The organism is Paraburkholderia sp. A1BS-2L (assembly GCF_051125205.1).
GTDB lineage: Bacteria > Pseudomonadota > Gammaproteobacteria > Burkholderiales > Burkholderiaceae > Paraburkholderia.
Window position 1 is genome coordinate 1,797,023 of the sequence record NZ_CP120429.1, and the last position, 17,058, is coordinate 1,814,080.

The following is a 17,058-nucleotide window of genomic DNA, read 5'->3' on the forward strand; positions in this document are numbered from 1 at the left end:
TTCAACAGGTGGACGCACGTTGCAAATCTCCGTTGCATCAGCGGGCGCGCGGATCGAACACGCGATAGAGCGCATCCGTCAGCAGGTTCAACGCAATGAAGGTCATGCCGATCACGAGCGTGCTGCCGAGCACGGCATTCATATCGGCGTTGAGCAGCGCGCCAGTCAGATACGAACCGATGCCCGGCCACGCGAATACGATTTCGGTGAGCACCGAGCCTTCGAGCAAAAAGCTATACGACAGTGCGATCACCGTCAGCAGCGGCACCGCGATATTGCCGAAGGCGTGCACCCATACGACTCGCCGCTCGGGCAAGCCTTTTGCGCGTGCCGTCGTGATGTACTCCTGGTTCAACTGGTCGAGCATGAACGAGCGCGTCATCCGGCTCAGATAAGCGACCGAGTAGTAGCCCAATATCGCAGCGGGCAATGCGATATGCGACAGTGCATTAAAAAACACCTCCCATTCCCCCGCGATCAGCGAATCGATCAACAGGCTGCCCGTGTGCGTATCGACCATGCCATCGAACACGGGGTCGATTCTTCCGGGCCCCGACACCCAATGCAGCTTCGCATAGAACAACAGCAGCCCCATCAGGCCGAGCCAGAACACGGGCACCGAGCTGCCGATCAGGCCGATGAAACGCGCGACGTGATCGATCCAGCGGTTGTGCCGTGTCGCAGCAATCACGCCGAGCGGCACGCCGGCCAATACGCCGATGATCGTCGACAGTGTCGCGAGCTCCAACGTGGCCGGGAAGACGCGCTTGATGTCGTCGAGCACGGGATTGGCCGTCAGCAGCGATACGCCCAGATCGCCGTGCAGCACCGCGCGCACGTAGATGAAAAACTGCTCGGCAAGGGGCTTGTCGAGTCCAATCTGAATGCGCGCGGCCGCATAAGCGCTCGCCGACGCGCGGTCGCCGAGTATGGCGAGCACGGGATCGATCGGCACCTTGCGGCCGATCACGAAGGTCACGGCCAGCAAGCCCGTGAACGTGATGGCGAGCGTGAGCGCCCAGCGCAGCACGCGCAACGTCCAGCGCACGGTCGCGCTGCGTGCGGACGCAGCGCGTATCTGGTCAATAGGAGTGGTCGTCGTTGACATGTCTCGCGCGCTTACTGCTTCTTCACATGCAGATACGACACGAGATCGTTGATCGGACCGACTTCGAGGCCCGATACGCCCGGACGCATCGCCACTTGCGACACCTGCTGGAACATGATGACGAACGGCGACCTGGCGAGCATTTCCTTTTGCATCGTCTGATAGAGTTGCGCGCGCCTGGTCGTCGACGATTCGGCCAGCGCTGCATTGGTCTGTTTCGTCAGATCCGGAATGTCCCACGAATTACGCCATGCGAGCATCTTGTACGCAGACTTGTCGGAGTTGTCCGGATTCCATGCGTAGCCCTGCGCATTGCTGTGCGGGTCGATGTAATCCGCCGACCATTCGCCGATATAGATATCGTGCTGACGCGCACGATACTTCGCGAGCGTCTGCTTGTTGTCGCCCGGAATGATCTCGACCTTGATGCCGCCTTGCGCGAGATTCGCTTGTATGGCTTGCGCAATTTCGTTGTACGGGTAAGCGCTGCGCACATCCATCGTCACGTTGAAGCCATTGGGCAAGCCCGCTTTGGCGAGCAGCGCCTTGGCCCTGGCAACGTCCTGGTGATACGGATTGGTATTCAACGCCCCGAGGAAACCTTCGGGCAGGAACGTTTGATGAATCTTGAACGTGCTCTTCGTCACGTTTTTCTGAATGCCGTCATAGTCGATCAGCCATTTCATGGCTTCCTGCACTTCCGGCTTCGCGAGATTCGGGTTCTTCACGTTCAGGCCGAGGTAGAGCAAGGTCGCTTGCGGCACCGACATCACCTGCACCTTGTTGGCCTTGGTCAATGCGGCGAGATCGTCGGGGCTCAGATTGCGCGCGACATCGGCGTCGCCGTTTTCGAGCAGCAGGCGCTGGCTCGCGGCCTCCGGCACATGGCGCATCACGATGCGTTTCATCGCGAGCGGCAGCCGGTAGCCGTCGTATTTCTGCAGGATGAGGCTGTCGTTCGCGGTCCATTTGACGAGCTTGTACGCGCCGGAGCCCGCTTCGTTCGTGCGCAGCCATTCGTTGCCGAAATCGTTGCCTTTCTGATGCGACATCAGGAGCTGCTTGTCGACCACCGACGCGGGCCACGCACCCAGCACATTCAGCACGAACGTGGGCGCGTATTTCTGGTCGGTCGTAATGCTGACGGTTGAGTCGTCGATCTTCTTGACGTTTTGCAGCGCGTTGGCCTTGGTCAGGCCAATGCCTTGCAATACCGCCGCGGCACCTTTATCGAGCAGTACGCAGCGCTGGATCGACCACGCGACATCATCGGCTGTTAGCGGATTGCCGGAGTGAAACTTGAGACCCGGGCGAATCTTGAACGTGAACGTGAGTCCATCGGGGCTGACCGTCCACGATTGCGCAACATCGCCATTGAATTTCGCCGGGTCTTTCAGATCGACGCGCACCAGTCGGTCATAGGTATTCGCGACATATTCCTCCGGCACGAGCTCATAGACTTCGCCCGGATCGAGCGTCGAGAATTCGTCGAGCGTGGTGGCGATCACCAGCATGTCTTTGGGCGTCGCCGCAAATGCAGTACTTGTTGTCGTCATCGTAAGCGTCAGTGCGGACACCACCGCGACTGCCGCCAGCGCATTGCGCAAGACCAGATTCATACTCGCTCCGTATCGAGAGAAAAAGCGGTGAGAAACCCACAGACGGACAGCAAAGAACCAGAACGCGATTACATCAATTTCAGGGGGCCGCTTTCGCTATTGTCAATAACGGGAAGCGAGCGCGAACCCGGAATTTCGTAATGCCACCATTCGCCTGGAATATGCGTGAATCCTGCCGCATGCATGATGCCGAGCAGCAGCAGGCGATTGCGCTGCACATGCTGAGGCAAGCCGTGATGGAAGTGCTCGGACGCCTTGATCATGGCATCGAATCCCGTGCCCATGTCGAGCGCTTCACCGTTGCTGTCGATCAAGGTGAGATCGAGCGCCGTACCCCGGCTATGGTTCGAGCCGCGGCCAAGTTCTGCGACATACGTGGGATCGGGCAGAAAATCCCACAGTACTTTTTGTGCTTGCGGCGGACGGTACGCATCGAAAATGCGCAGCTTCATGCCGACGCTTTCAGCAAGTTCGACGGCTTTGCGCAATCGGGCTTCAGCGGGCGCGAGCAGCAGGGCGTGCGCTTCCTTGTAGATCACCTTGCCGGTGAAATTGCGATCGGTCGCATACACGAGGTCGAGTTCGACCCCGTGCGTTTCCGGTGTGATGTGAATGAGGTGAGGTGTATCGGTCATGATCGTCAGAGATCGAATTGATCGAGTTCGCGCTGCAACTCGCGGTTGCGCGCGATACGTTTGTCGATAGTGGAGCCGAGCCGCTCGACAATCGACGTAATCAGCAGGTTGAACAGGCAAGTGAGCGGCGCAAGCGAGTCCCAGAACTGACCCACATCGGTTTTCACCTGCAGCAGATCGCAGGCGAAGTCGCGCGCCCACGGGCAATAGAGATCGGTGACGAGCGCGAATGGCAATTCGCGCCGTGCCGCCGCCTCGCAATAGCGGCGCGCGATGCGCGAATAGGCACGCGTGTCGGTGACGATCAGATACGGCGACGCGAACTCCGAGTTCAGCGACTCCACATACGAGCCCGACATGCCATCGGAAAAGAACACACGTGGCCGCAAATATTCGAGGTAACTGTGGAACGCATTCGAAATGCCGCGCGTCGATTGAATGCCGAGAATAAAGACGGCATCCGCAGCGGCAATGCGCTGCGCGACGCGGGCGAAGGTGTCGCCTAGCGCAAGCTGGTACACGTAGCGGATTGCATCGACCTCGAGATCGAGCGAGTGTGCGAGCGCCGTGTCATTCGAGCTTTCCACGCCGTTCGCGTAGCCGTCGAAGCGCTCGCTGCGCCAGGCGTCCAGGCGATCCGTGATGCACCATGGCCGGGTTTGTGCGCCGCGCAATTCGCGCTTCAGGTCGTCGAGATTGCGATAGCCGACGCTGCGCAGAAAGCGCCCGACTGAAATGCCGCTCGTGCCCGTCTGTTGCGCGATCTGATCCGCCGTCTCCAGGCCGAGGCGCTCCAGATTCGCCAGCATATAACTGGCAATGCGCTTGGCCGTGGGCGTGAGCGTCGCAAAACTCGCTTCGACTGTATGAGCGAAGGCGGTGGACATCGAGTCGCGTTTCCGGTTTCTCGTTAGTTATCTGTCATTGCTCGGCGTACTGATATGTATATGACAAGGACAATAAAGCGTGTGCTAACTTAATTTCTTTATCGGATCGCGAAAGCCAATAGCCAGAAGGGGGCGCATTCACTGCGTGCTATTCGTTGGGGCTCGTTAGTCTAGCCCTCAACGCCGCTTCGAACGCGCTCAGCGCTTCAGGAGCAGCGTCCGTGATCGCCCACCAGGTCATCCCGTCATCGTGCCAGCGCGCCAGCGCGTAGCCCTCGCGGTCAATCGCTTCGGCCGGACCCGCAATAGCCTGGCCGGAGTCCGGGAACACATACACGTCGATCACATGCTTGCGGTAGTGGTAAGTCAGGACCGCCACCCGCCGATGTCCGAGGTAGTCGAGCCGGCCTCCCACCAGCGGGAAGCCGCTCGCAGTCAGGTCCTCGACCGGAGGCGCATAGTCGATCCGGCCGTTGAACCACGGCTTCACCGTATGCTGATCGGACGAAATGACGTCGATGTCGCGTCCCGAAAGCTGGGCCCGGACATGGCTCGACACGAGTTCGTCGACGAACGGGCTGTTGCCGACCGGACGGGGCAGCGTCAGGACCACGCTTGCCGCCACCACGCACAGCGCGATCGCCAGCCCCGCGAGCCCCGCGAGCCCCGCGAGCCCCGCGAGCCAGCCGGCGCTCACGCCTTTGGCGGAGGCAGCGCTGCCGGCGGCTGTTCCGAAGCCGCCAGCGTGCGGAATCCGCCAGCCGTCGAGCCACGCAAAGCGTTTCTGTTTACGCGTGGCGGCCTCCCTGTCACGCGTTTCATCCACATCGACCGGCAGCGGGGCGGCCGGTAACGAGGCGGCTATCTGCGCGCGCAACCCTTCGGGCGCACGGTAATACTCGGCGCGGCGCATCGCGCGGTTGATCGCGCGCACCGCCTCGCATTCGCGACGGCATGCGTCGCAGCCCTCGACGTGCTGCTGCAGACGATGTTCATCGGGTGGGGACAACTCCCGGTCGACGCTCGCGTCCAGGAGCGGCCTTGCATCTTTACAGTCCATCTGGCATCTCCTTTCCGATTCCGCCTCGATTGTTGCGTGGGGCCACGCCGCCGCGTAACGCGCCTGGCAGGTCGCGCGCATCGCCCGATGCACGGCTTCGCCGGTCGTTAGCGGCTTCGCTGCGAGACGGCGGCTTCACGCCACGCGCCTGCAATGCGCCCAGCAGCGTAGCCAGCTTGCGGCGCCCGCGCGCCAGGCGCGACATCACGGTGCCCACGGGCAGGTCGGCAAGCTCCGCGATCTCGCGATAGCTCAGCTCCTCCAGTTCGCGCAGTATCAGCACCTCGCGAAACTCGACCGGCAACTGCTCCAGCGCCGCATGCACGAGACGTGTGTCCTCGTCGCGGATGAGGAGCGTTTGCGGATCGGCGCATGCGGCGCTCCAGCCGTCGATCGTGGCGTCGTCGAGGTTGTCGTCAAGCTCGGCCACCTCGTATGACGACTTGCGCCGCCGCCACTCCGTATACCAGGTCCGCCGCACGATCGCCAGCAGCCAGGGGCGCGCGGTGTCGCCACGAAACGTATCGAAGAAGCGGAAGGCACGCATGAACGCTTCCTGCACGATGTCGTCGGCGTCGCTGGGATTGCCGCTCAGCCAGCGCGCAAGGTTGTACGCGGCGTCGAGATGCGGCAACGCCATCTGCTGGAAACGGCGGCTGCGGGCGGCGTCGTCGCGCGGCGCGCCAGCGGCGTCTCTATTGGTCTCATCCACACTGTTCCTCCACGCCGGCTTCTGCCGTATGGCAGTCAAAGCGCCTGGCGGGTTCTTGAGTTTTCGCTTGATCATTAAAACAACTAACAAAACAGCTAGCTCAGGCGCGGGTGCTCACCGGATGTTTTCGCAGCCTTCGACGTTCGAAGGCATTGCGCAACTGGCCCAGGATCAACGCGCTGGCAATCAATGCCAGATACAGAGCGACGAGATTGTGACGCGTGGCATTGAGGGCTGCCTGATGGATCGCGAGCGTAGCGTCGACAGGCGCAAGCATGCGACGCTGCCCAACGACTTCTCGCATCATCCGGATAAAGCCCGCTGCGGACAGCAGCGGCAACAGCACAACGAGCGCCAGCAGCGCCGGCTGCAGGCGACGCGCCCACGGAAAGTGGCGCAACCGGAACCACAGCCCAAGACATCCGTGGATCCAGCCGGGCGCCAGCAGCGCCAGTTGCAGGCCCTGCGTGCCGCTCGTAAGCAGCACGACAATGACGCGCTCGTAGTCAGGCTCGAAGCCATAGAGCGAAGACGCAAGCCGGGTCGTCACGGCATGGCGGATAAGCAGGAGCGGCAGGCTGAGCCCTGCCCAGAGTCGGATCCATTGCGCAGGCGGCAGCGCCCATTGGCGCCGCCCGTATAGCGTGTGCAACGCCAGCGCGAAATGCTGGGTTGCTGCACCGTAGAGCGCGATCGTTCCAGGTACGCTGCGCCAGAGCCGCAGCGCGAGGACGAGACCGCGCCCGGCCAGGTCGAGCGACCAGATCCCGAGCGCGTGATTGACCAGGTGCAGAAGGAGATAAGTCAGCATCACGAGGCCCGATCCCAGTTGAAGCCAGCGCAGAACGGATTGCACCCTGACGCTCACTTGCGCCTCCGACAAGCGATGCGCGACACCCTTGGAGCGGGCGTCGCCATGGCGCCCACTATTCCCGCAGGTTTGTCGATGCGCCGGACTAACAGGCGAGATCCACGGCCAGATTCGTGGCCAGATTCGTGGCCAGACGCGCCAGCCGCGGTCGACCGTTGCGCGGCGCCGTCCGGCTCGTGCACAGCGCATTGCCGCAGCGATTCGGCGAAGCGCTGTAATGCCGATATCGAACCGCATACGCTCTGGTATTCCTCGCGGCCAATCCTGCCGTCGAGGATCACGGTCAATCCCGATGCGCGAGCCCTGTCGATGATGTCCATTTCGTTTCCCTCATTTCGTGTGCCACGACTGCAATACCGCGAACCCGTGCCGGTTATTCCCGGATTCGACGAGCGAGACGTGAGGGCAGGCAGATGCATCGGGCCTGCGTCCGTGCGCGTTGCCGCGGACAATGAGGTGACGTATCCAGGTTGGGGAACAAAGCAGGAACAAAGCAGGAACAAAGCAGAAATAAATCGGGAATAAAGCGGGAATAAAGCGGCCGCATGGGCGGTATTGCACTTGAACCCCGCCCTGGAGGCGCTCCGGATCGAACCGGCGGGCGGCTTCCTGAACCCAGTCGAGAGGACATCATGTCGTCAGATCTTCCTTCCCAACCGTCGCGCCGCAATGCCTTGAAATGTCTCGCCTTCGGTGGCGCGGGCACCGTGTTTGTGCTGGCCGGAGGCGTCCTCACGCCCGTGCATCTAGCCCTCGCGGCCAGCGCCGAGGACAAGTCGGCGGCTTCCGGCATGCCGCTGTTCCTGCAGATCAGCGACTCGCACATTGGCTTCAACAAGGAAGCCAATCCCGATGTCGCGGGCACGCTCAAACAGACGATTGATTTCGTCAACGCCATGCCGGTCAAGCCTGCCCTGGCGATTCACACGGGCGATATCACCCATCTTTCCAAGCCGGCTGAGTTCGATCTCGCGTCCCAGTTGCTCTCCGGGCTGAACGTCACGGAGCTGCACACGGTGCCGGGAGAGCACGATGTGACAGACGGACCGCAAGGCGAATACTTCAAGCGCTTCGGACAGGCGTCAGACAACCGGGGCTATTACAGCTTCGACAGCCACGGCGTGCATTTTGTCGGGCTCGTCAATGTGATGCATTTCAAGCCAAACGGGCTGGGAAGCCTGGGCGAGGACCAGCTTGCCTGGCTGGAAAACGATTTGAAGGGCCGCACGTCCAGCACGCCGATCGTGGTGTTCGTGCATATGCCGATGTGGACGATCTACGAACCCTGGGGCTGGGGCACCGGCGATGCGGGCCAGGCGATGGAGTATTTGAAGCGATTCGGCTCGGTCACCGTGATCAACGGCCATATCCATCAGATCGTTTCGAAGGTGGAAGGCAATATCACCTTTCATACCGCGCGCTCGACCGCCTATCCGCAGCCGACGGCCGGCAATGGTCCCGGACCCGGGCCGCTTACCGTGCCAGGCGATCAGCTCCGAAAGATGCTTGGCGTAACCAGCATCAGCGTCTCGCGCCACCCGCTCGCCGCGTCGCTCTCCGACAAAACCCTCGCTTGACGACGCTATTCATTCATTGAACAAGGATCGAAGCCATGCTATCCGCTTTCTTTCGCCGTACCCGCATTCCCTCCGTCTGGAGCGGGATGCTCATCGTGGCATTGACCGCAGCGTCGCCTGCCGCGCAGGCCCAGGGCCCCGATGAGATCATCATCAAGAATTTCATGTTTTCGCCGATGTCGCTGACGGTCAAGACCGGCACGACCGTGACCTGGAAAAACATGGATGGCGAGCCGCACTCGATCGTCAACGATGCAGGCGTATTCCACTCGGCGGCACTCGACCAGGACGACACCTTTCAGTTCAAGTTCGACAAGCCGGGGGTCTATAAGGTGTTTTGCGGCATCCACCCGTACATGAAGGCAACCATCACGGTGCAGTAGGCGGATTGGCGACTGATCCGCCCGGAATAAAGTCGAATCAAGCTGAGTTCTGCATGATGCAGCAAGCGAAATTTCATGGGATTTAACTTTAGGAATTCGAAATGAACACGCATCTTGTCTTAGGCTTTTCCATTGCCATTCTTGCAACGGCTGGCACCGCGGCCAATGGGTTCGCTCAGGAAAACACCGGTGCAGAAGTTCGCCAGGACTCCGTGCAGCAGGCGGCCGGCAACCCGCAAAATTCAAGCGGCGGCACAGAGATGATCGGTTCGGGCGCGCCAGGCGTCGCCGGACCTTCGGCGGCTGGCAGGGCGGAGCCGAACTGTGTCGGTCCGGTCAGCTTTTGCACGCTCTATTTCGGTAGTTGAATGCGTGCGCACGTTGGGCCGGGTGACTAGCCAAACGGTTCGAGTTGCGACTCTGGCAAGTCGATGCGAAGGTCTTCCATCAGCACCGTTTCGATCGGCTTGCCTGACGGGTTCTCGCTCGCGACCTTGACAGGCAGCCCATGGACGATATCGAACCACAGCTCATAGCGGAACACGCCGGCTATTGCGCGTCCGGGCCCGCACGTCACGATCACGTGCGACGCCCGGCACATGCCGATAGTCTCAACGCCCACGAGCTGCGTCTCGCCATGCTGCTGAAGCTCACGAACATGGATGAGCAGCGTGCCGATATCGGACTGGTCGATGCGATGACCCTGCGGGCTCTGGATCATGCGGCTGTCCGGGCTTAGCATGAGCCTCGGAAACGTATCGAACCCGAATGGCCAAAGCTTGACCTGCCCCGCTTCCGGGTCGTAGGCGAGCGTCGCGCCGGCATGCGGGCGGATGAAATCCATCCGGACGAAGCCCGGTTTGCGGTAGGCATAGCGCACCTCGACCGCTTCCTCGCCCGCCGATATCGATTTCAACCTGACCCGATAGTTTGCCAGCGCATTGAAGCGTGCCTGTGCGTCAGCAACGAGATCCCGGTCCGGTGGCGGTGCGTCCCTCATTGCGCTGCGATGCCCGCCGTGAGTGCGAGCCCCTTGCGGCCCGCGCCGATTACCTGCATGCGCATCGTGCCTCCTATACTCGAATGAATGCGATGGTGGATCCAAGGGTAATTCCGGAACACCGCGCTACGCAATGTTCGCGCGGACATACACGCATGCGCCGGGCCTGCCCGCGAATACGCGTGGCCGTATCGCAGGCAAAGTGGAGGAGAGCGATGGCGGAATTCCGTTTGACCACCTTGTGGTGCATCGAGGCGCCGGTGCAGCAGGTGTGGGACGCGGTCCACGATTCGATTAACTGGCCGAGGTGGTGGAAGAGCGTCGAAGCGGTGCGCGAGTTGCAGGCGGGCGAAACCGATGGTCTGGGCGCCGTGCATCGATATACGTGGAAGGGCGTGCTTCCCTATCGGGTGATCATCGACGTGCGCGTGACGCGCGTCGCGCCGCTCGTTGCGCTGGAGGGGGAGGCCAGCGGCGCGCTTGAAGGCGTGGGCCGCTGGCATTTCGCCGCCGAGGGCAGCCGCACGGTGGTGCGCTATGACTGGCACGTCAGGACGGCCCGTGCCTGGATGAACGCGCTCGCGCTCGCGCCGCCTGTGCGGCTCGCATTTCGCTGGAATCACGATGCAATCATGCGCGAAGGCGGCCTGGCGCTCGCGCGCCTGCTCGAGGCGCGGCTGGTCGAATGCAGCGCCAACCCGCAATAAATGCAGGCATCGGCGGGACTCTCCCGAACTCACCCCAGCTCGAACGATGTCACCCCAAACACGCGATCGATCGCAATGGCCGGCGCGTCCTTCGTGTACATGCGCGCGGTTTCGAAAACGCTCGTCATGTTGTGCCGTTGCGCCAGCGCGACCGCAGCAGGATTCGTTTCCGGCACGTCGAGCACGATGACCTCGCCGGGCATGCTCGCCGCCAGCGCGCGAAACAGTCCCGTGGCGACGTCCGCGTCGTCGGCGAAGAGCGGGCCGATCTTGCAGCCCGTCTTGCAGCGGCGCACGACGCCGTATCCGGCGACACGGCCCGCGTCGACTGTCGCGAGCGCAACGGCGTCCGGCTGCGCGATCCAGGTGGAGACGAAACGCGCGCGCGCTGCGGGAAAACACTGGCGATCATAGGCAAGCAACTGCTCGAACGGCACGTTGGCCGCTGCCGAGACATGCGCGCACCCGATGCCGCTCACGCGCCCCTGATAGCGGATGTTGCGGTGCGCAAGCTGGAACCCGGACTTCCGATAGTTCGCCTGCTGGGCAACGACGCCATCGAGACCGATGTTGCGCGCTCCGAGATAACGCATGCCGTGCTGCCAGATTCGCATGCCGAAGCCTTTGCCGCGAAACCCGGGCTTCACGATGTAAAGACCGATGAAGCCGAAGCATTCGTCGTAGGCAACGGCGGAAAGGCACGCGACCGGCGCGCCGCGCCAGACACCGACGAAAAAGCCATCCGGGTCCGCCTCCCTGAAACAGTGCGGGTCATGCCAGCCGGGGTTCCACCCCTGCGCAGCCGCCCATTCGACCGACATGGCCACCTCGTCAGCCGACATGGTGCGCACAATGAAGTCTCCGCTTTGATCCATGGTTCCTCCCGGTTGGAGATAAAGCCGATACTAGCGGCCGGCGTCCCCTTGCGCTTCGAGCGCCGCCACCATTTCCTGCGCGGCGCGCTGCAGTTCGGGCACGAAGCGACGCACTGCCTCGGCCGGGCTGATAGCCTGCTCCAGGTAGATCACATTGAGGCTCGCGAGCACGCGCCCTTGCGTCTCGATCGCCGTGGCGAGTGCGCCGATCTTGCGCTGGTCAGCCCAGTCGCCGTGATTCGAGCCAAAGCCATCCGTGCGCGTCTGGCGCACGAGATTGCGGATGAAGGCCTTGTCCGCCGCGAGTTTTTGCTGCTGTTCGCCGCCCGTGCCCGCGCGTAGCAGCTCGAGAATATCTTCGCGCTCCGCCTCGGGGCACATCGCGAAGTACACGCGCCCCGCGGCCGTGAGCAGGATGGGCAGGCGGCGGCCCACCATGGCGCGGTGAAACGAAAGCGGGCTGAAGCGGTGCGTGGTCTCGCGGATGACCATGGCATCGCCGTCGGGCGTGGTGAGGTCCGAAGGCCACACGGTGCGCTGGAGCATTTGCGCCATGATCGGCGGCGCGATGGTCGCGATCCGTTCGTCGTCGGTGAAGCCTTCGCTCAGGCCGCGCACGTTCATCGTCAGACGAAAGCTGTCGTCCGACGCGCTGCGGCGCACGAACTTCTCTTCCACCAGGGTTTCCAGCAAGCGCCGCACCGTCGTGCGGTGCAGGCCGGTGGCCTCGCTCAGCTGCTGGCTCGTCGCGCGCCCGTTCTCCATGGCATTGAGCGCCTGGAGCACCTGGAGGCCGCGCGCCAGCCCTCGCACGTTTGCATACTTCGTCATCGGAAAACGCCTTAAAAATCAACTATGTGCATTCTATGCACATTTCTCTAAAAATGTTGAGCGCGCAACGGGTGGAACCTAGACTCGCTTCCATTCACCGGGCTTCGACACAGCGTTCAAGCGGGTGATCCGTTTTCAGGCACGACCTGTCAGCATCCGCAGCGACCGCATAAGTCGCGCGAGAAGGAGACACATGAACACCCCACTCGCCCAGGCGGCGGATACGATCCGCCCCCGCCAGATTGCCACCGACGTCGCCATCATCGGCGCAGGTCCGGTCGGCCTCACCCTCGCCAACATTCTCGGCCTGCAAGGCGTGCGTGTCACGCTCGTCGAGAAGCTCGACCAGATCATCGACTACCCGCGCGCCATTGGTCTGGACGACGAAGCATTGCGCGTGTTCCAGTCGATCGGCCTGGCCGACGCGCTGCTGCCGCACACCACGCCCGACCACTGGATGCGCTTCGTCACGAAGGACGGTCACTGCTTCGCCTCGATCGAGCCGCGCACCGACGAATTCGGCTGGTCGCGCCGCAACGCGTTCATCCAGCCGCTCGCGGACCGTGTGCTCTACGAAGGCCTCGATCGATTCGAGCACGTGGAAGTGCTGTTTGGCCACTCCGTCGACGCGTTCGAGCAGGACGCGCAGGGCGTGACGATCGACGTGAGCGACGCGAACGGCGAGCGTCGCACGATCCGCGCCGCGTACATGGTGGGCGCCGACGGCGGCAACAGTTTCGTGCGCCGCGCGCTGAACGTGCCCTTCGAAGGCCGCACGAAGCCGAATCAATGGATCGTGGTGGATGTGCGCAACGACCCGATAGGCTCGCCGCATGTCTACATGCATTGCGATCATCGGCGCCCTTATGTTTCGGCTGCGCTGCCGCATGGCATTCGCCGCTTCGAATTCATGGTGATGCCGGGCGAGACCGAGGAAGCGCTTTCGAAGCCCGAGAACATGGCTGCGCTGATCCGCAAGGTAGTCGCCGATCCCGACAAGGTCGACTACATCCGCAAGCGCGTGTACACGCACAACGCGCGCCTGGCCGCTACGTTCCGCGTAGACCGCGTTCTGCTCGCCGGCGACGCTGCACACATCATGCCCGTATGGCAGGGGCAGGGCTACAACAGCGGCATTCGTGACGCGAACAATTTGGGCTGGAAGCTCGCGATGGTCGCGAAGGGCCAGGCCGATGGCCGGCTGCTCGACAGCTACACCGTGGAGCGCCGCGCGCATGCGCGCTCGATGATCCACCTCTCCGAAGTCGCGGGCGATATCTTCGCGCCGACCACGCGCTTTGGCGCGCGCTTTCGCGACGCCTTCGTGCGCTCGATGAATGTGTTTCCTGCGGTCAAGCGTTACTTCGTGGAAATGCGCTTCAAGCCGATGCCGCGTTATGAAGCGGGCGTCGTGCTGCTGCCGCCGCCGCAAAAAACCGGCGGCTGGTTCGCGAGCATGCTGGAGCGCTCGGGCAACTCGGCGCCGGGCCGCCTGCTCGGCTTGATGAGCGAGAAGCGCGACTCGCTGATCGGCCGTCTCGCGCATGGCCGTGATCGGCTCGCTGCTTCGCCGGTGGGGCGCATGTTCATCCAGCCACGCGTGCGGCTCGCCGATGGCCGCGTAGTGCGCCTCGACGATGCGATCGGCAATGGTTTCGCGGTGCTCGCCTGGGGCGCGGACCCGACCTTCGGTCTCACGCCGCAAGCACGCGCGCTGTGTGAGCGGCTGGGCGTGCGTTTCGTGTTCGCGAAGCCCGACGTGCAACTCGAATACGCCGACGACGTGCCCCCGGACGTGCTCGCGCTCGGCGACGTGCAGGGGCGGCTGAAAGCGTGGTTCAGCTGCCTGCCCGAGTCGGTCGTGCTGCTGCGTCCGGACCGCTTTGTCGCCGGCGTTTGCACGCCGCAGCAGGTTTCCGGCGCGCTCGTCGAGCTTGCGGACAAGCTCGGCATGACCGACGCCGCCGAACCTGCGCTGCGCGAAGCTGGCGCAGCCGCACCGCAAAACCGTCCCGTGCGCGGCGTGGCCGTCGCGGGCGCCGCAGGAGCATGAGCATGCCGATTCACCTCGAATGCCTGTCGCATACGCCGTTGCATGGCTATTTCGATCCCGCGCCTGAAGTCGTGGCCGAGGTCGAGCGCGTGTGCGGCGCCGCACGCGAACGCGTGGAAGCGTTCAACCCCGATCTGATCGTTGCGTTCGCACCCGATCACTTCAACGGCTTCTTTTACGACGTCATGCCGCCGTTCTGCATCGGCGCACGTGCGGAGGCCATCGGCGACTTCAACAGCATGGCCGGCACGCTGCCGGTGCCCGAAGAACTCGCGCATACGCTCGCGCAAAGCGTTCTCGACGCCGATATCGACGCGGCGCTTTCGTATCGCATGCAGGTCGATCACGGCTGCGCGCAGGCGCTCGAAGTGCTCACCGGCGGCCTCGACCGCTACCCGGTGATTCCGGTGTTCATCAACTCCGTCGCGCCGCCCATGGCGACGCTGCGCCGCGCACGTTTGCTGGGCGATGCGATTGGCCGCTTCTTCTCGCGCAGTGGCAAGCGCGTGCTCGTGGTCGGCTCGGGCGGCATCTCGCACGAGCCGCCGGTGCCCGAACTCCTTGGCGCGACGCCTGAAGTGGCCGAACGCCTGATCGCGGGCCGCAACCCGCCGCCCGATTCGCGCGCCGCGCGCCAGGCGCGCACCGTGGCCGCCGCGAAGTCGTTCGCGGCCGGCGATAGCCCGTTGCATCCGCTCAACCCCGCATGGGATCGCGCATTCCTCGAGCGGCTCGCCTCGGGTGAACTGACCTCCGTGGACGGCATGACCAACGCGGCGATCACGCGCGATGGCGGCAAGTCGGCGCACGAGATTCGCACGTGGGTTGCGGCGTTCGGGGCGCTGGCCGCTTATGGCCCGTATCGCGCAACGCTTGACTATTACCGCGAGATTCCCGAGTGGATCGCGGGTTTTGCCACCATGCACGCCGCGCTCGACGCGGCTTGACAGAACGTACGGAGCCTCACCATGACAGATTTGAAACGGGTCGCGGCGCTGGCCGCACGCCTGCGCGAAGCCGAAGCGTCGCGCAACACGATCGAGCCGGTTCGCGGCGAGATCGCGGCGGGCGGCATTGCGCTGGACGATATCGCCACCGCTTACGCCGTTCAGCAAGCCAACGTCGATCTGCGCGTAGCGAATGGCGAGCGCATCGTGGGACGCAAGATCGGCCTCACGTCGCTCGCGGTGCAAAAGCAGCTGGGCGTCGATCAACCCGACTTCGGCGCGCTCTTCGCTTCGATGGCCTATGGCGATGCCGAAGCGATTCCGCTTTCGCAACTGATCCAGCCGAAGGTGGAAGCGGAAATCGCGCTCGTGCTGGAGCATGACCTCACGCACGAGAAACACACCTTCGTCGATATTCTGCGCGCCAGTACGTATGCACTCGCGGCGATCGAAGTGGTGGACAGCCGGATCCAGAACTGGGACATCCGCTTCGTCGACACCGTGGCCGACAACGCGTCGAGCGCCCGCTTCGTGGTGGGCAGCCGCCCGGTGCCGCTCTCGCAGATCGACCTCGCGGCCTGCGCGATGGCGCTTTCGCGCGATGGCGAGGTGCTTTCGCGCGGCAATGGCGCGGCTTGCCTTGGCAATCCGCTCAACGCCGCCGTGTGGCTCGCGGACCGCATGGTCCAGTTCGGCACGCCGCTGCGCGCGGGTGACGTGGTGCTCACGGGCGCGCTTGGGCCCATGGTCGCCGTGAGGGAACCCGGCATCTACACCGCGCAAATCGAAGGCCTCGGCAGCGTTTGCGCAACTTTCTCCGCCTGACACAGGAATTCATATGGCTTCCGAAAAACTCAAGGCCGCGATTATCGGCTCCGGCAACATCGGCACGGACCTGATGATCAAGATCATGCGCAATAGCCGACATCTGGAGCTGGCGGCGATGGTCGGCATCGACCCGAACTCCGATGGTCTCGCGCGCGCCGCGCGCCTTGGCGTGGCGACCACCCATGAAGGCGCGGTCGGCCTCACGCGCCTGCCCGTGTTCAACGACATCGACTTCGTATTCGACGCGACTTCCGCTGGCGCGCACGTGAAGAACGATGCGCTGCTGCGCTCGCACAAGCCCGGCATCCGCATGATCGACCTCACGCCGGCCGCGATTGGCCCGTACTGCGTGCCGGTCGTGAACATCGACGCGCATATCGACGCGCTCAACGTCAATATGGTCACCTGCGGCGGCCAGGCCACGATCCCCATCGTTGCCGCGGTGTCGCGCGTGGCGAAGGTTCACTACGCGGAAATCGTCGCATCGATCAGCAGCAAGTCGGCGGGCCCCGGCACGCGCGCGAACATCGACGAATTCACCGAAACGACCTCGAAGGCTATCGAAGTGGTGGGTGGCGCCGCGAAGGGCAAGGCGATCATCGTGCTGAACCCCGCCGAGCCGCCGGTCATGATGCGCGACACGGTTTATACGTTATCCGAAATGGTCGACCGCGAGAAAGTCGAGCGGTCGATTGAAGAGACGGTTGCGAAGGTTCATGCCTACGTGCCTGGCTACCGCCTCAAGCAGAAGGTGCAGTTCGACGAAATTCCCGCGAGCGCGCCGCTCAATATTCCGGGCCTCGGCCAGTTCAGCGGCCTGAAAACCTCGGTGTTCCTCGAAGTGGAGGGCGCCGCGCACTATCTGCCCGCATACGCAGGCAATCTCGACATCATGACTTCCGCCGCGCTCGCCACCGCCGAACGCATGGCGAAAACGCTCTTGAGCATGCAAGGAGCCTAAGGCG

At 63.2% G+C, this 17,058-nt stretch carries 19 protein-coding genes; 8 read left to right on the forward strand and 11 right to left on the reverse strand.

Annotated elements, in window-relative coordinates; genetic code table 11:
• Positions 1 to 37 precede the first annotated feature (37 nt).
• The 8 genes from P5W98_RS23000 to P5W98_RS23035 all read right to left on the reverse strand — a co-directional run bounded on the left by P5W98_RS23000 (position 38) and on the right by P5W98_RS23035 (position 7,212).
• Positions 38 to 1,108: an ABC transporter permease gene (locus tag P5W98_RS23000; protein ID WP_421025810.1), complete on the reverse strand. Its 1,071-nt coding sequence runs from the start codon at positions 1,106 to 1,108 to the stop codon at positions 38 to 40.
• Between the two features lie 11 nt (positions 1,109 to 1,119).
• A complete protein-coding gene (locus P5W98_RS23005) occupies positions 1,120 to 2,727 on the reverse strand; it encodes an ABC transporter substrate-binding protein (RefSeq protein WP_421025809.1) in 1,608 nt (535 codons plus the stop codon).
• Between the two features lie 68 nt (positions 2,728 to 2,795).
• A complete protein-coding gene (gene ddpX / locus P5W98_RS23010) occupies positions 2,796 to 3,362 on the reverse strand; it encodes a D-alanyl-D-alanine dipeptidase (RefSeq protein WP_421025808.1) in 567 nt (188 codons plus the stop codon).
• Between the two features lie 5 nt (positions 3,363 to 3,367).
• The gene (gene sapR / locus P5W98_RS23015; protein ID WP_421025807.1) at positions 3,368 to 4,249 is read right to left on the reverse strand and encodes a sap1 transcriptional regulator SapR; all 882 of its coding nucleotides are present in this window, start codon (positions 4,247 to 4,249) and stop codon (positions 3,368 to 3,370) included.
• Between the two features lie 148 nt (positions 4,250 to 4,397).
• Entirely contained in the window at positions 4,398 to 5,309 is a 912-nt protein-coding gene (locus tag P5W98_RS23020) for an anti-sigma factor family protein (RefSeq protein WP_421025806.1), read from the reverse strand.
• Positions 5,299 to 6,021 (reverse strand): RNA polymerase sigma factor, encoded by a 723-nt coding sequence (locus tag P5W98_RS23025; RefSeq protein WP_421025805.1) that lies wholly within the window; start codon positions 6,019 to 6,021, stop codon positions 5,299 to 5,301. Before P5W98_RS23025 ends, P5W98_RS23020 begins: the two co-directional genes overlap by 11 nt.
• 100 nt (positions 6,022 to 6,121) lie before the next feature.
• Positions 6,122 to 6,832, reverse strand: a complete 711-nt coding sequence (locus P5W98_RS23030) for a hypothetical protein (protein ID WP_421027028.1) — start codon at positions 6,830 to 6,832, stop codon at positions 6,122 to 6,124.
• A 53-nt stretch (positions 6,833 to 6,885) separates the two neighbouring features.
• On the reverse strand, positions 6,886 to 7,212 hold the full coding sequence (locus P5W98_RS23035) for a hypothetical protein (protein WP_421042724.1): 327 nt from the start codon (positions 7,210 to 7,212) through the stop codon (positions 6,886 to 6,888).
• Positions 7,213 to 7,524: 312 nt separating this feature from the next.
• On the opposite strand from P5W98_RS23035, the gene P5W98_RS23040 reads away from it, so the two are divergent.
• The 3 genes from P5W98_RS23040 (at position 7,525) to P5W98_RS23050 (ending at position 9,220) form a co-directional block, all read left to right on the forward strand.
• The gene (locus P5W98_RS23040; RefSeq protein WP_421027027.1) at positions 7,525 to 8,469 is read left to right on the forward strand and encodes a metallophosphoesterase family protein; all 945 of its coding nucleotides are present in this window, start codon (positions 7,525 to 7,527) and stop codon (positions 8,467 to 8,469) included.
• An 86-nt stretch (positions 8,470 to 8,555) separates the two neighbouring features.
• The gene (locus tag P5W98_RS23045) at positions 8,556 to 8,852 is read left to right on the forward strand and encodes a cupredoxin domain-containing protein (RefSeq protein WP_421027026.1); all 297 of its coding nucleotides are present in this window, start codon (positions 8,556 to 8,558) and stop codon (positions 8,850 to 8,852) included.
• Positions 8,853 to 8,953: 101 nt separating this feature from the next.
• Positions 8,954 to 9,220, forward strand: coding sequence for a hypothetical protein (locus P5W98_RS23050; RefSeq protein ID WP_421025804.1), 267 nt, complete (start codon positions 8,954 to 8,956; stop codon positions 9,218 to 9,220).
• A gap of 26 nt (positions 9,221 to 9,246) precedes the next feature.
• On the opposite strand, the gene P5W98_RS23055 is transcribed toward P5W98_RS23050, so the two are convergent.
• Entirely contained in the window at positions 9,247 to 9,852 is a 606-nt protein-coding gene (locus tag P5W98_RS23055; protein WP_421025803.1) for a DUF1571 domain-containing protein, read from the reverse strand.
• Positions 9,853 to 10,067: 215 nt separating this feature from the next.
• Here P5W98_RS23055 and P5W98_RS23060 point away from each other — a divergent pair, with 215 nt between their 5' ends.
• Positions 10,068 to 10,559 (forward strand): SRPBCC family protein, encoded by a 492-nt coding sequence (locus P5W98_RS23060; RefSeq protein WP_421025802.1) that lies wholly within the window; start codon positions 10,068 to 10,070, stop codon positions 10,557 to 10,559.
• Between the two features lie 29 nt (positions 10,560 to 10,588).
• Here P5W98_RS23060 and P5W98_RS23065 read toward each other — a convergent pair whose 3' ends face one another.
• The gene (locus P5W98_RS23065) at positions 10,589 to 11,434 is read right to left on the reverse strand and encodes a GNAT family N-acetyltransferase (protein WP_421025801.1); all 846 of its coding nucleotides are present in this window, start codon (positions 11,432 to 11,434) and stop codon (positions 10,589 to 10,591) included.
• Positions 11,435 to 11,464: 30 nt separating this feature from the next.
• Positions 11,465 to 12,265 (reverse strand): DNA-binding transcriptional regulator, encoded by an 801-nt coding sequence (locus P5W98_RS23070; protein ID WP_421025800.1) that lies wholly within the window; start codon positions 12,263 to 12,265, stop codon positions 11,465 to 11,467.
• A gap of 193 nt (positions 12,266 to 12,458) precedes the next feature.
• On the opposite strand from P5W98_RS23070, the gene P5W98_RS23075 reads away from it, so the two are divergent.
• Genes P5W98_RS23075 through P5W98_RS23090 form a run of 4 tightly spaced genes read left to right on the forward strand, consistent with a single transcriptional unit; the run spans position 12,459 to position 17,054 of the window.
• On the forward strand, positions 12,459 to 14,318 hold the full coding sequence (locus P5W98_RS23075; protein ID WP_421025799.1) for a bifunctional 3-(3-hydroxy-phenyl)propionate/3-hydroxycinnamic acid hydroxylase: 1,860 nt from the start codon (positions 12,459 to 12,461) through the stop codon (positions 14,316 to 14,318).
• Positions 14,319 to 14,320: 2 nt separating this feature from the next.
• The gene (locus P5W98_RS23080) at positions 14,321 to 15,265 is read left to right on the forward strand and encodes a 3-carboxyethylcatechol 2,3-dioxygenase (RefSeq protein WP_421025798.1); all 945 of its coding nucleotides are present in this window, start codon (positions 14,321 to 14,323) and stop codon (positions 15,263 to 15,265) included.
• A 21-nt stretch (positions 15,266 to 15,286) separates the two neighbouring features.
• On the forward strand, positions 15,287 to 16,090 hold the full coding sequence (mhpD, locus tag P5W98_RS23085; RefSeq protein WP_421025797.1) for a 2-keto-4-pentenoate hydratase: 804 nt from the start codon (positions 15,287 to 15,289) through the stop codon (positions 16,088 to 16,090).
• Positions 16,091 to 16,103: 13 nt separating this feature from the next.
• Positions 16,104 to 17,054 (forward strand): acetaldehyde dehydrogenase (acetylating), encoded by a 951-nt coding sequence (locus P5W98_RS23090; protein ID WP_421025796.1) that lies wholly within the window; start codon positions 16,104 to 16,106, stop codon positions 17,052 to 17,054.
• The last annotated feature ends 4 nt before the right edge of the window (positions 17,055 to 17,058 follow it).